At 69.4% G+C, this 14,050-nt stretch carries 12 protein-coding genes; 5 read left to right on the forward strand and 7 right to left on the reverse strand.

Annotation, left to right across the window (positions count from 1 at the left end):
• The first annotated feature begins 28 nt into the window (after positions 1–28).
• The 5 genes from AMK18_RS03565 (at position 29) to AMK18_RS03585 (ending at position 6,095) form a co-directional block, all read left to right on the forward strand.
• Complete coding sequence (locus tag AMK18_RS03565; RefSeq protein WP_073861602.1) at positions 29–1,309, forward strand: ABC transporter substrate-binding protein; 1,281 nt, start codon at positions 29–31, stop codon at positions 1,307–1,309.
• Positions 1,310–1,398: 89 nt separating this feature from the next.
• Positions 1,399–2,349, forward strand: coding sequence for a carbohydrate ABC transporter permease (locus AMK18_RS03570; protein WP_018100358.1), 951 nt, complete (start codon positions 1,399–1,401; stop codon positions 2,347–2,349).
• Positions 2,350–2,369: 20 nt separating this feature from the next.
• Positions 2,370–3,284 carry a carbohydrate ABC transporter permease gene (locus AMK18_RS03575; protein ID WP_073861603.1) on the forward strand — a complete coding sequence of 305 codons (915 nt, stop codon included), beginning with the start codon at positions 2,370–2,372 and terminating at the stop codon, positions 3,282–3,284.
• A 44-nt stretch (positions 3,285–3,328) separates the two neighbouring features.
• A complete protein-coding gene (locus tag AMK18_RS03580) occupies positions 3,329–5,029 on the forward strand; it encodes a glycoside hydrolase family 43 protein (RefSeq protein WP_073861604.1) in 1,701 nt (566 codons plus the stop codon).
• Positions 5,030–5,054: 25 nt separating this feature from the next.
• A complete protein-coding gene (locus AMK18_RS03585; RefSeq protein ID WP_018100355.1) occupies positions 5,055–6,095 on the forward strand; it encodes a LacI family DNA-binding transcriptional regulator in 1,041 nt (346 codons plus the stop codon).
• A gap of 65 nt (positions 6,096–6,160) precedes the next feature.
• Here the strand turns inward: AMK18_RS03585 and pssA are convergent, their stop codons facing one another.
• The 7 genes from pssA to ccrA form a co-directional block, all read right to left on the reverse strand.
• Positions 6,161–7,015, reverse strand: a complete 855-nt coding sequence (gene pssA / locus AMK18_RS03590; RefSeq protein WP_018100354.1) for a CDP-diacylglycerol--serine O-phosphatidyltransferase — start codon at positions 7,013–7,015, stop codon at positions 6,161–6,163.
• Positions 7,002–7,649 (reverse strand): phosphatidylserine decarboxylase, encoded by a 648-nt coding sequence (locus AMK18_RS03595; RefSeq protein ID WP_018100353.1) that lies wholly within the window; start codon positions 7,647–7,649, stop codon positions 7,002–7,004. Before AMK18_RS03595 ends, pssA begins: the two co-directional genes overlap by 14 nt.
• 182 nt (positions 7,650–7,831) lie before the next feature.
• Positions 7,832–9,037 (reverse strand): acyl-CoA dehydrogenase family protein, encoded by a 1,206-nt coding sequence (locus AMK18_RS03600; protein WP_018100352.1) that lies wholly within the window; start codon positions 9,035–9,037, stop codon positions 7,832–7,834.
• Entirely contained in the window at positions 9,034–9,567 is a 534-nt protein-coding gene (locus AMK18_RS03605; protein WP_018100351.1) for a MaoC family dehydratase, read from the reverse strand. Before AMK18_RS03605 ends, AMK18_RS03600 begins: the two co-directional genes overlap by 4 nt.
• A gap of 1 nt (position 9,568) precedes the next feature.
• On the reverse strand, positions 9,569–10,534 hold the full coding sequence (locus AMK18_RS03610; RefSeq protein WP_018100350.1) for an HpcH/HpaI aldolase/citrate lyase family protein: 966 nt from the start codon (positions 10,532–10,534) through the stop codon (positions 9,569–9,571).
• On the reverse strand, positions 10,531–12,543 hold the full coding sequence (locus AMK18_RS03615; protein ID WP_073861605.1) for a protein meaA: 2,013 nt from the start codon (positions 12,541–12,543) through the stop codon (positions 10,531–10,533). Before AMK18_RS03615 ends, AMK18_RS03610 begins: the two co-directional genes overlap by 4 nt.
• 9 nt (positions 12,544–12,552) lie before the next feature.
• Complete coding sequence (gene ccrA / locus AMK18_RS03620) at positions 12,553–13,914, reverse strand: crotonyl-CoA carboxylase/reductase (RefSeq protein ID WP_018100348.1); 1,362 nt, start codon at positions 13,912–13,914, stop codon at positions 12,553–12,555.
• Positions 13,915–14,050: the final 136 nt, after the last annotated feature.

A 14,050-nucleotide genomic window follows, 5' to 3' on the forward strand; every position in this document is an offset into this window, starting at 1 on the left:
CATCCCGCACCTGTCCCGGAGGACCACCATGGGCCGTACGCGTGCCCGCAGAACCGCCGCCGCGCTCGCCGCCGCCGTCTCCCTCGTCGCCCTGTCCGCCTGCGGCGCGGACAGCGGGGACGCCGACGGAAAGATCACCCTGACCGTCGCCACCTTCAGCGACTTCGGCTACAAGCCGCTGATCAAGGAGTACGAGAAGGCGCACCCCGACATCGTCATCAAGGAGCGCATCTCCCAGTTCGACCAGCACCACAACCAGCTGTCCACGCAGATCGCGTCGGGCAGCGGCGCGGCCGACGTCGTCGCGATCGAGGAGGGCTACCTCCCCAAGTTCCGCGCGGTGAAGGACAAGTTCACCAACCTCGCCGACTACGGCGCCGACAAGCGCAAGAGCGAGTACCTGGACTGGAAGTGGGACCAGGGCACCCTCGGCGGCACCGACTTCGTGATGGGCTACGGCACCGATGTCGGAAGCCTGGCCATCTGCTACCGCAAGGACCTGTTCGCGCAGGCCGGGCTCCCCACCGACCGCGAGGAGGTCGGCAAGCTCTGGCCCACCTGGGACGCGTACTTCGCCACCGGCGAGACCTTCCGCGCGAAGGTCAAGGACAAGGCCTGGTTCGACAGTTCGGGCAACATCTTCACCGCGATGATGAACCAGACCCAGTACGGGTTCTTCGACGCCGAGGACAAGTACATCGGCGAGACCAACCCCAAGGTGCACGAGTTCTTCGACGCCACCGCCAAGGCCACGGCCAACCACCAGTCGGCCAACCTCCAGCCCTTCAGCCAGCAGTGGAACGCCGGCATCAAGCAGGGCCGCATGGCCACCATGACCTGCCCCGCCTGGATGACCGGCCAGATCAAGACCGCCGCCGGTGAGGCGAACGCCGGCAAGTGGGACATCGCGGCCGTCCCCGGCGGCGGTGGCAACTGGGGCGGGTCCTTCCTCACCGTCCCCAAGCAGAGCAAGCACGTGAAGGAAGCCGCCGCGCTGGCCGACTTCCTGACCTCCGCCGCCTCCCAGAAGAAGATCTTCACCGGCCCCGTCGGCGCGCTGCCCTCCCTCGTCACCGTCCTGAACGACCCGGAGATCAAGGGCACCAAGCAGCCCTACTTCAGTGACGCGCCCACCGGCGAGATCTTCGTGTCCTCGGCCAAGAGCCTCAAGCCGAACTACCGCGGCACCAAGGACCAGCAGGCCCGCATCCCCTTCGGCAACGCCCTCCAGCTCGTGGAGCAGGGCAAGGCCGACCCGGACAAGGCATGGAACAAGGCGCTCGAAGAGGCGAAGAAGAACCTCCGCTGACCTGAGCGGCGGTGCCGGCGCCGACCCGGCACCGCCGCAGCCTCCCACCCCACCCCGTCCGACCCCGACACACCACACGGAGTACGCGCATGGCGCTCCAGGCACGCATCCGACCGGGCACCGGAAGGAGCGGACGCCGAGCCGGCCGGCTGCGGCCGGAGCGGCATCTGCTGCCCTACCTCTTCATCGCCCCCTTCTTCGTCGTCTTCGGCATCTTCGGGCTCTACCCGCTCCTCCAGACCTTCTGGGTCTCGCTCCACGACTGGGACCGGCTGGCCGGGCCCGGCCAGTGGACCGGACTCGACAACTTCACCCGCCTCCTCGGCGACTCCGACTTCTACACCGCCACCTACAACACCTTCAGCATCTTCGTGCTCTCCACCGCCCCGCAGCTGGTCGCCGCCATCGCGCTGGCCTGGCTGCTGGACCGCAAGCTCCGCGCGAGCAGCGTGTGGCGGGCCCTCGTCCTCGTACCGCAGTACGTCTCCGTGGTCGCCGTCGCCCTCGTCTTCTCGCAGCTTTTCGGCCGGGACTTCGGCATCGTCAACTGGGCCCTGGAAGGGCTCGGCATCATTAGCTCACCCGTCGACTGGACCGCCGACACCTGGAGTTCGCACCTCGCGATCAGCTTCATGGTCATGTGGCGCTGGACCGGCTACAACGCCCTGATCTACCTCGCCGCGATGCAGGCCGTCCCCCGCGAGCTGTACGAGTCCGCCCAGATCGACGGCGCGGGGCGGCTGCGCACCTTCCTCAAGGTCACCCTCCCGGCGATCCGTCCGACCGTCGTGTTCACGGTGGTCATCTCCACCATCGGCGGACTCCAGCTCTTCGCCGAACCCTTCCTCTTCGACCAGCAGGGCAACGCCGAGGGTGGCGCCGAGCACCAGTTCCAGACCCTGACGCTGATGCTCTACAAGTACGGCTTCATCAACAACGACGCCGGATACGCCTCCGCCATCTCCTGGGTGCTCTTCCTCGTCATCGCGGTCGTCGCCGCAATCAACTTCCTGCTCGTACGCCGTTCCGACCGCGGCTGACCCGGCAACAGGAGAAACCCATGGCCGTCACCACACCCACCCGGGTCCCCGCACCCCGCAGCGCCGAAGGGCGGGGCCGCCGTCGCCACCGGCCGCCCCGCACCGGCCCCCGCCGCCCGGACCGCCCCGGCGCACTCGCGTACGGCGTGCTCGCCGCGATCACCGCCGCCTCGGTCTTCCCGCTCTACTGGAGCTTCGTCGTCGCCTCGCACGACGACAACTCGGTCCTCGCGGGCTCCACCCCGCCCCTGGTCCCCGGCGGGCACCTCTTCGAGAACATCCAGCGCGTCTTCGAGCTCTCCGCCTTCTGGCAGGCCCTGGGCAACTCGCTGATCGTCGCCTCCACCACCGCCGTCAGCAACGTGCTGCTGTCCTCCCTGGCTGGCTTCGCCTTCGCCAAACTCCGCTTCCCCGGCCGCGGCTTCCTGCTCGTCTGCGTCGTCGTCACCGTCATGGTCCCGACCCAGCTCGGCATCATCCCGCTCTACATGCTCGTCACCGACATGGGCCTGTACGGGAAGCTCTCCGCGCTCATCGTCCCCGCCCTGGTCTCCGCGATCGGCGTGTTCTGGATGCGGCAGGCCGTCGAGGAGAACATCCCCGACGAGCTGATCGAGGCCGCCCGGATGGACGGCGCGGGCCTGCTGCGCAGCTACTGGCACGTGGTGGTGCCCGGTGTACGCACCACCGCGACCGTCCTCGGGATGTTCACGTTCATGTTCGCCTGGAACGACTACTTCTGGCCGCTCATCGCCCTGCCGCCGGAGAACGGCACCGTGCAGATCGCGCTCAACCAGCTCGCGGCCGGCTACTACACCGACTACACCCTCATGCTCGCGGGAGTCGTGGTGTCCGTCCTCCCGGTGCTGGTCGTCTTCACCGTCCTGGCCCGCCGCATCGTCTCGGGAGTGATGGCCGGCGCGGTCAAGGGCTGACCTCGTGGCACACCCCCCCTCCGTATCCACGTCTCAGGAGACACATGACCGCCGCGCCGAGCGTCAGCGCACCCGGCCCCACCGGCGACAGCGCCGGGGCCATCAACAACCCCGTGCTGCCCGGATTCCACCCCGACCCCTCGATCCTGCGGGTCGGCACCGACTACTACCTCGCCACCTCCACCTTCGAGTGGCTCCCCGGAGTCACCCTCCACCACTCCCGCGACCTCGTGCACTGGCGGTCCCTGGGCGGGATGCTGGACCAGGACCGGCTGGTCGAACTGACCGGCAGACCCGACTCCGGCGGAGTCTGGGCGCCCTGCCTCTCGTACACCGACGGGGAGTTCCACCTCGTCTACAGCGACGTCACCAACCTCTCCGGCGCGTTCAAGGACGTCCGCAACCAGGTCATCACCGCACCCACCCCGCAGGGGCCCTGGTCCGACCCGGTGCCGTTCCCCTCGCACGGCTTCGACCCCTCGCTCTTCCACGACGACGGCCCCGGCGGCGACGGACGCAGCTGGGCCCTGTGGATGGAGTGGGACCACCGCCCCGGCCGCCACCCCTTCGGCGGGATCCTGCTCCAGGAATGGGACCGCGCCGCCCGCCGCGTCACCGGCCCGGTCCACCGCATCTTCACCGGCACCGGTCTCGCCCACACCGAGGGTCCCCACCTCTACCACCGCGACGGCCGGTACTACCTGGTCACCGCCGAGGGCGGCACCGGCTGGAACCACGCCGTGACCGTCGCCCGCTCCCACCGCCCCGAAGGCCCGTACGAGACCGACCCGGCCGGGCCCCTGCTCACCTCCGCCGGACACGCGGACCACCCGCTCCAGAAGGCGGGCCACGGCAGCCTGGTCGCCACCCCCGCCGGGGAGTGGTACCTCGCCCACCTTGTCGCCCGCCCGCTCACCCCGCGCGGCGCCTGCGTCATGGGCCGGGAGACCGCGATCCAGCGCATCGAGTGGACGCCCGACGGCTGGCCCCGGCTCGCCGCCGCCCCCGGCGAGGACCCCGCCGCGCCCCGCACCACCGTGCCCGGCCCCGCCCTGCCCCCGGCACCCGTCCCGGGCCCGCCCGCCCGCGACGACTTCGACGCACCGGACCTCGGCCCCGTCTGGTCCACCCTGCGCCGCCACCCCGCCCCGGACTGGCTGAGCCTCACCGAGCGCCCGGGCCACCTCCGGCTGCGCGGCGCCCAGTCGCTCGGCTCCACCCACCACCAGTCCCTGGTCGCCCGCCGCCAGCAGGACCCCGGCCTCACCTTCACCACCGCGATGAGCGCCGAGCCCGGCTCACCGCTCCAGATGTCGGGGCTCGTCCACTACTACAACTCGACGCTCTGGCACTACCTCCACCTCACCTGGGACGAGGAGCTGGGCCGCGTCCTGCGCCTGGGCGTCTGCGACCACGGGGCGTACCGCGAACCCTGCGCGCCCCTGCCCGTCGGCGCCGGGCCCCTGGAGCTGCGCCTCGCCGTACGGGGGGAGCGCGCCCGGTTCTCCGTACGCCCCGCGGGGCAGGACGCCTGGCAGCCGGCCGGGCCCGAGCTGGACACCAGCCCGCTCTCCGACGAGAACGCCACCCAGGGCGACCCGGACACCGGCCACTTCCGCACCTGGGGCTTCACCGGCGCGTTCATCGGCCTGTGCGCCCAGGACCTCACGGGCGCGGGGGCACCCGCCGACTTCGACTGGACCGAATACCGGGCCGATACCCTTCCCGGAGCGGCAGCACGATGACCCCACGCAGAAACGGATGGCAAGGATGACGACGGAGACCACCGGCACCCCGGGCAAGGTCACCCTGAACACGATCGCCTCGGTGGCCGGTGTCTCCGTCTCCACGGTCTCCAAGGTGCTCAACGACCGCTCCGACGTCTCCGCGGAGACCAAGGAGCGCGTCGAGTCCGTCATGGACGACCTCGGATACGAACGGCGCCCCGCCCGCCGCCGGGGCAGCGTGGTCGACCTGGTCCTCAACGAGCTCGACAGCCTCTGGTCCGTCGAGATCATCCGGGGCGTGGACGAGGTCCTGGCCGAGGCGGGCGCCAGCATGGTGCTCTCCGCGGTCCACGGCCGCAGCGCCGACACCCGGGAGTGGCTGGACCAGCTCGCCGCGCGCCGCAGCAGCGGGGCGATCCTCGTCGTCTCCGACCTCACCTCGCAGCAGCGCAGACGGCTCACCGCGATGGACATCCCGTTCGTCCTGGTCGACCCCGTGGGCAACGTCGACGCGCTGGTCCCCACCGTCGGCGCCACCAACTGGGCGGGCGCCGTCAGCGCCACCGAGCACCTGATCGAGCTCGGCCACACCCGGATCGCGCACCTCGCCGGACCCCGCCAGCTGCTGTGCAGCCGGGCCCGCGCGGACGGCTTCCGGGCGGCCATGGAACGCGCCGAGCTGCCCGTACCGGACGGCTGGGTCTCGCACGGCGAGTTCAACGACCGCTCGGGCCGGCAGGAGATGGCCCGGCTGCTCGACGGGGCCGCCGAACGCGGTGAGGAGCCGCCCACCGCGGTCTTCGCCGCCAGCGACCTCCAGGCGCTGGGGGCCTTCGAGGTGCTGCGCGCCCGGGGCCTGGAGATCCCGGCGGACATGAGCGTGGTCGGCTTCGACGACCTGCCCGTGGCGCGCTGGACCCACCCCGCCCTGACGACCGTGCGCCAGCCCCTGCTGGACATGGCCTCCATGGCGGCGACCACGCTGCTCCGGATCATCGACGGGGAACAGGTCGACACGCTGCGCCTGGAACTCTCGACCCGCCTGGAGGTACGCGGCTCCACCGCCGCGCCCCGTACCGCCTGAGGGACCACGCAGAAGGGCCCGGATGCCTTGCGGCATCCGGGCCCTCGTGTCGTTCGTACCAGCCGCTACGGCAGCTGCGCCGCGCGTGCCTCGCGGCGGTTGTCGCGGAAGGTGTTCACCCGGCGGGCGGTCGCGAAGAGCGGGATCACCGCACCCAGGACCACCTGGAGCGCACAGCCGGTCTGGAGGAGCAGCTGACCGCCGGGGGCGTCCAGCGCCCAGGCCGCCAGCAGCCCCATCGCGGCCACGATCCAGCCGAGCATCGCCACCGCGAGGACGCCCCGCGGCTTCGGGTACTCGACCCGGCTGACCATCAGCCACGCCACCCCGATGATCGCGAGGAGCGTCGGGACGAAGGGCAGCTCGAGGAGCACGATCGAGATGACCGTGAGCGCTCCGAAGGGGCTCGGCATGCCCTGGAACATGCCGTCCTTCAGCGTCACGCACGAGAACCGCGCGAGTCTGAGCACCACGGCAAGGAGCACCACGATCGCCGCGAGCGCCGAGACCCGCTGGTGTGCGTCGTCCGCGACCATGCCGTACACGAGGACGAAGTACGCCGGGGCGAGCCCGAAGCTGATGAGGTCCGAGAGGTTGTCCAGCTCGGCGCCCATCGGCGAGGAACGCAGCTTGCGGGCCACGAGCCCGTCGAACAGGTCGAAGATCGCCGCCATGAGCATGAGGATCACGGCGGTGGCCGCGGAGTGCCGCGCCATGCCGCTCTCGTCGCTGCCCGTGAGGTGCGGGATCAGGATGCCCGTGGTGGTGAAGTACACCGCCATGAACCCGCAGGTGGCGTTACCGAGGGTGAGGGTGTCCGCTATCGACAGCCGCAGCGAGAGCGGCATGTCGTCGGCGTCGTCCTCCGCCTCGGCCTCCGGGACCCAGCCGGCCTGTGTGTCGGGATCAATCACGGTCAATGCGAGTCACCCCCGCGGTGGTGGCCTGGCCGACCTCGACCGCGACGTCCACACCTTCCGGGAGGTAGATGTCGACGCGGGAGCCGAAGCGGATCAGCCCGATACGCTCACCCTGCTCCACCTTCGTGCCCTGCGGGATGTAGGGCACGATGCGCCGGGCCACGGCTCCGGCGATCTGCACCATCTCGATGTCACCCAGCTCGGTGTCGAAGTGCCAGACAACGCGCTCGTTGTTCTCGCTCTCCTTGTTGAACGCGGGGACGAAGCCACCGGGCACGTGCTCCACCGACGTCACCGTGCCGGCGAGCGGCGCGCGGTTCACGTGGACGTTCAGCGGGCTCATGAAGATCGCGACGCGGGTACGCCCGTCCTTCCACGGCATGATGCTCTGCACCACGCCGTCGGCCGGTGAGATGACGCGCCCCCGGGTGATCTCGCGCTCCGGGTCCCGGAAGAACCAGAGCATGCCCGCCGCGAGCGCGGTGGTGGGCACGGCCACGGCCGCCCAGCGCCCGGACCGGCGGGCGCGGGTCAGGCTGAGGGCGGCGGTGGCGACGGTCGGCAGGAGCCACGGCGAAGCTCCGCGTGCGATGCGGACCCGGCCGCGTGAGGCAGAGGTATGGCTGTCGGGCATGGATGACCTTCGTAGCGGATTGAGCCGCGCTGGCAACGGGGGACGGCGGCTTTTACCGGCGATGTTATCGGTTGCTGACCGCAACTGGGCAAGCCAGCAGCCGAGTCGGACGTCTGGAAGGCACCGGTTGAGGATGACAGGGTGTGATCTTCTTCGCGGCAAAATCACCACGAAAGGGGCGATCAACCCTGGAAACGGTACTCCTCGAGGAGCCGGCGCCCGATGATCATTTTCTGGATCTCGGCGGTACCTTCACCGATCAGCAGCATCGGTGCCTCGCGGTAGAGGCGCTCGATCTCGTACTCCTTGGAGAAGCCGTAGCCGCCATGGATACGGAAGGCGTCCTCGACGACTTCCTTGCAGTACTCGGAGGCGAGGTACTTCGCCATCCCTGCCTCCAGGTCGTTTCGCTCCCCGGAGTCCTTTTTGCGTGCTGCGTTTACCATCATCGCATGGGCGGCCTCGACCTTGGTGGCCATTTCGGCCAGCTTGAACTGGATCGCCTGGTGCTGCGCGATCGGCTTTCCGAAGGTCTGGCGCTGCTGTGCGTAGGAAACGCCCAGTTCGAACGCACGCTGTGCGACACCGCAGCCACGGGCCGCCACATTGACCCGGCCGACCTCGACTCCGTCCATCATTTGGTAAAACCCTCGGCCGGTGACACCCCCCAGGACGCGATTGGCCGGAATTCGCAGTCCGTCCATGATGAGCTCGGTGGTATCGACCCCCTTGTAACCCATCTTGTCGATCTTGCCGGGGATCGTGAGCCCGGGCCGGACCTCTCCGAATCCCGGTTCCTTCTCCACCAGGAACGTCGTCATCGACTTGTGCGGCGCGGTGCCCTCGGGGTGTCCTTCGTCACTCCGGCACAGAACGGCGACGAGTGAGGACGTACCGCCGTTCGTCAGCCACATCTTCTGGCCGTTCAGGACGTACTCCTCGCCGTCCCTGACGCCCTTCGAGCTGATCGCCGAGACGTCCGAGCCGAGCGCCGGCTCCGACATCGAGAACGCGCCCCGCACCTCGCCCAGCGCCATGCGCGGCAGGAAGGTGTCCTTCTGCTCCTGGGTGCCGTGCTGCTTGAGCATGTACGCCACGATGAAGTGCGTGTTGATGATGCCCGACACGCTCATCCAGCCCCGGGCGATCTCCTCCACGCACAGTGCGTAGGTGAGCAGTGACTCGCCCAGACCGCCGTACTCCTCGGGGATCATCAGGCCGAACAGGCCGAGCTCCTTCAGCCCCTCGACGATCTCGGTGGGGTACTCGTCGCGGTGCTCCAGCTGCGTGGCGACCGGAATGATCTCCTTGTCGACAAAGTCCCTGACCGTCGAAAGGATCTCCCGCTGGACCTCGGTGAGCCCGGCCGTCTGGGCGAGTCGCGTCATGACTGCTTCTCCACGTTCTTCTGCGAGGGCTGGCTGAGCTCCGGGCGGCCGGGCTGCTCCCCGCCCCGCTCCTTGATGTACGTCTCGGTGGGGACCATGACCTTGCGGCGGAACACGCAGACGAGCGTGCCGTCCTGCTTGTAGCCCTTGGTCTCCACGTAGACGATTCCGCGGTCGCTCTTGGAGCGCGACGGCGTCTTGTCCAGGACCGTCGTCTCGCCGTAGATCGTGTCGCCGTGGAAGGTCGGCGCCACGTGCTTCAGCGACTCGATCTCCAGGTTGGCGATGGCCTTTCCGGAGACGTCCGGCACCGACATGCCGAGCAACAGCGAGTAGATGTAGTTGCCCACGACGACGTTCTTGCCGAAATCGGTCGTGCTCTCCGCATAGTTGCTGTCCATGTGCAGCGGGTGATGATTCATGGTCAGCAGGCAGAAGAGGTGGTCGTCGTATTCGGTGACGGTCTTTCCGGGCCAGTGCTTGTAGACCGCACCGACCTCGAATTCCTCGTAAGTGCGTCCGAACTGCATATCAGGCCTCCGGGGCTTCGAACTTGGAGGTGCGCTGCATGCCGGCCGCCCGGCCCTTGCCCGCGATGACCAGGGCCATCTTGCGGCTGGCCTCGTCGATCATCTCGTCCCCGAGCATCGCCGAGCCCTTCTTGCCGCCCTCCTCGGAGGTGCACCAGTCGTAGGCGTCCAGGATCAGCTCGGCGTGGTCGTAGTCCTCCTGCGAGGGCGAGAACACCTCGTTGGCCGCGTCGACCTGACCGGGGTGCAGCACCCACTTGCCGTCGAAGCCGAGCGCCGCCGCGCGGCCCGCGACCTCGCGGTAGGCGTCCACGTCGCGGATCTGGAGGAACGGGCCGTCGATCGCCTGGAGGTCGTGCGTCCGGGCGGCCATCAGGATGCGCATCAGGATGTAGTGGTAGGCGTCCGCCGGGTAGCCGGGCGGCTGCTGGCCGACGACCAGGGTCTTCATGTTGATCGACGCCATGAAGTCGGCCGGGCCGAAGATCAGCGTCTCCAGACGGGGCGAGGCGGCACCGATCTCGTCGATGTTGACGAGGCCCTTGGCGTTCTCGATCTGCGCCTCGATGCCGATCCGCCCGACCTCGAAGCCCATCGTCTTCTCGATCTGCGTCAGCAGCAGGTCCAGCGCCACGACCTGCTGGGCGTCCTGCACCTTCGGCAGCATGATGCAGTCGAGGTTCGGCCCCGCGCCCTCGACCACCGTGATGACGTCGCGGTACGTCCAGTGCGTCGTCCAGTCGTTGACCCGGACCACCCGGGTCTTGCCCGTCCAGTCGCCGTTGTTCAGGGCGTCCACGATGTGGTGGCGGGCGCCCTCCTTGGCGAGCGGCGCGCAGGCGTCCTCCAGGTCCAGGAACACCTGGTCGGCCGGGAGGCCCTGGGCCTTCTCCAGGAACCGCGGGTTCGAGCCGGGCACGGCCAGACACGAGCGGCGCGGGCGCAGACGGTTCACGGGCGTGGTCATGCGGGGACCTCCAGAGGGTCGAGCTTGTTCGCTTTCCGGATCTCGTCGACGATACGGCCGATGATCTCCGTGATGCCGAAGTCCTTCGGGGTGAACACGGCGGCGACACCCGCCCTGATCAGGGCCTCGGCGTCGGCCGGGGGAATGATGCCGCCGGCGATGACCGGGATGTCGCCGGCCCCGGTGCGGCGCAGCCGGACCAGCACGTCCGGCACCAGCTCGGCGTGCGAGCCGGACAGGATGGACAGGCCGACGCAGTGCACGTCCTCGGCGACGGCCGCCGAGACGATCTGTTCGGGCGTCAGGCGGATGCCCTGGTAGACGACCTCGAAGCCGGCGTCCCTGGCCCGCACCGCGATCTGCTCGGCGCCGTTGGAGTGCCCGTCCAGGCCGGGCTTGCCGACCAGCAGCCGCAGCCGCCCGACGCCCAGGTCCTCGGCGGTCCGCGCGGTCTTCTCGCGTACGAGGGCGAGCGGCGAGCCCTCCTCGGCGGTGACCGCGACCGGGGCGGACGACACCCCGGTCGGCGCCCGGAACTCGCCGAACACATCGCGCAGCGCCCAGGACCACTCGCCGGTGGTCACCCCCGCACGGGCGCACTCGACGGTCGCCTCCATCAGGTTCTCGGTACCGGCGGCGGCCTTCTTCAGCGCGGCCAGCGCCTCCGTGGCCCGGGGCTCGTCCCGGTTGTCCCGCCACTCGTGGAGCGCGGCCACGACCCGCGCCTCGTTCGCCGGGTCGACCGTCATGATCGCCCCGTCGAGGTCGGCGGTGAGCGGGTTGGGCTCGGTCGTCTCGTAGACGTTGACGCCGATGATCTTCTCGTCACCGGCCTCGATCCGGGCCCGCCGCTCAGCGTGCGAGGAGACCAGCTCGGACTTGAGGTAGCCGGACTCGACGGCCGCCATGGCGCCGCCCATCTGCTCGATCCGGTCCATCTCGGCCAGCGAGTCGGCGACCAACTCGTCCACCTTGGCCTCGATGACATGCGAACCGGCGAAGATGTCCTCGTACTCCAGCAGGTCGCTCTCGTGCGCCAGGACCTGCTGGATGCGCAGCGACCACTGCTGGTCCCAGGGCCGGGGGAGACCCAGCGCCTCGTTCCAGGCGGGCAGCTGGACCGCGCGGGCCCGGGCGTCCTTGGAGAGGGTCACGGCCAGCATCTCGAGCACGATGCGCTGGACGTTGTTCTCCGGCTGCGCCTCGGTCAGGCCGAGGGAGTTGACCTGGACGCCGTAGCGGAACCGGCGCTGCTTGGCGTCGGTGATGCCGTAGCGCTCGCGGGTGACCCGGTCCCAGATGCGGCCGAAGGCGCGCATCTTGCACATCTCCTCGATGAAGCGGACGCCCGCGTTCACGAAGAACGAGATCCGCGCGACGACGGCCCCGAACTTCTCCTCGGGCACCTGCCCGGAATCGCGTACGGCGTCGAGGACGGCGATGGCCGTCGACATCGCGTACGCGATCTCCTGGACCGGGGTCGCCCCCGCCTCCTGGAGGTGGTAGCTGCAGATGTTGATCGGGTTCCACTTGGGGATGCGGTTGACCGTGTACGTGATCATGTCGGTGGTCAGCCGCAGCGAGGGCCCGGGCGGGAAGACGTGCGTTCCGCGCGACAGGTACTCCTTGACGATGTCGTTCTGCGTGGTGCCCTGGAGCCTGCCCGGGTCGGCGCCCTGCTCCTCCGCGACGACCTGGTAGAGCGCCAGCAGCCACATGGCCGTGGCGTTGATCGTCATGGAGGTGTTCATCTGCTCCAGGGGGATGTCCTGGAACAGCCGTCGCATGTCACCGAGGTGCGAGACGGGCACACCGACCCGGCCGACCTCGCCGCGCGCCAGGACGTGGTCGGGGTCGTACCCCGTCTGGGTCGGCAGGTCGAAAGCGACCGACAGACCCGTCTGGCCCTTGGCGAGGTTGCGCCGGTAGAGCTCGTTGGACGCCTCGGCCGTGGAGTGGCCCGCGTACGTCCGCATGAGCCAGGGGCGGTCCTTCTGACGTTCGGTCATGGCCGGACCTCAGACGTTCCGGAAGCGGTTGATGGCGTCCAGGTGCTTCTCGCGCATCTCCTGGTCGCGCACGCCCATGCCCTCGCGCGGAGCCAGCGCCAGGACGCCGACCTTGCCCTGATGGGCGTTGCGGTGCACGTCGTGGGCGGCCTGGCCGGTCTCCTCCAGCGAGTAGACCTTGGAGAGCGTCGGGTGGATCTTGCCCTTGGCGATCAGCCGGTTCGCCTCCCACGCCTCGCGGTAGTTGGCGAAGTGGGAGCCGATGATGCGCTTGAGCGACATCCACAGGTAGCGGTTGTCGTACTCGTGGTTGTAGCCCGAGGTCGAGGCGCAGGTGACGATGGTGCCGCCCTTGCGGGTCACGTAGACGCTCGCGCCGAAGGTCTCGCGGCCGGGGTGCTCGAAGACGATGTCCACGTCCTCGCCGCCGGTCAGCTCACGGATGCGCTTGCCGAACCGCTTCCACTCGCGCGGGTCCTGGTTCTGCTCGTCCTGCCAGAACTTGTAGCCCTCGGCGTTGCGGTCGATGATCGCCTCGGCGCCCATCTTCCGGCAGATCTCCGCCTTCTGCTCGCTGGAGACGACACAGATCGGGTTGGCGCCGCCGGCCAGCGCGAACTGCGTGGCGTAGGAGCCGAGTCCGCCGCTGGCGCCCCAGATCAGGACGTTGTCGCCCTGCTTCATGCCGGCGCCGTTGCGCGAGACGAGCTGGCGGTACGCGGTCGAGTTGACGAGGCCGGGAGCCGCGGCCTCCTCCCAGCTGAGGTGATCGGGCTTCGGCATCAGCTGGTTCGACTTGACGAGCGCGATCTCGGCGAGCCCGCCGAAGTTGGTCTCGAAGCCCCAGATGCGCTGCTCCGGGTCGAGCATCGTGTCGTTGTGGCCGTCCGAGGACTCCAGCTCGACCGAGAGGCAGTGCGCGACGACCTCGTCACCGGGCTTCCAGGCGTTGACGCCCGGGCCGGTGCGCAGGACGACGCCCGCCAGGTCGGATCCGATGACGTGGTACGGCAGGTCGTGGCGCTTGGTGAGCTCGCTGACCCGCCCGTACCGCTCCAGGAAGCCGAAGGTGGAGACCGGCTCGAAGATCGAGGTCCAGACGGAGTTGTAGTTCACCGAGCTGGCCATGACCGCGACCAGGGCCTCGCCCGGGCCGAGCTCCGGCACCGGCACGTCCTCCACGTGGAGCGACTTGCGCGGGTCCTTGTCGCGGCTGTCGACGCCCGCGAACATCTCGGCCTCGTCCTTGTGGACGGTGACCGCGCGGTACGACTCGGGCACGGGCAGCGCCGCGAAGTCGGCGGCGGTGGGCGCGTCGGAGCCGCCCTTCGCCTCGGTCTGCGACTGGATCGCGTCCAGGATTTCCTTCACGGGGTGCCTCCGGCGGTGCGGCGTTGAGGGAACGCTGAGGGGCCCTGAGAACAGGGGAACGGGTCTGGAGGTGTGCCGTCGGTTCGGCGGGGTGGTGCTCGACTGCTTGCTCGGTGGAGCAGAAGGGTTGCCTGGT

It is taken from the genome of Streptomyces sp. CB01249 (assembly GCF_001905735.1).
GTDB lineage: Bacteria > Actinomycetota > Actinomycetes > Streptomycetales > Streptomycetaceae > Streptomyces.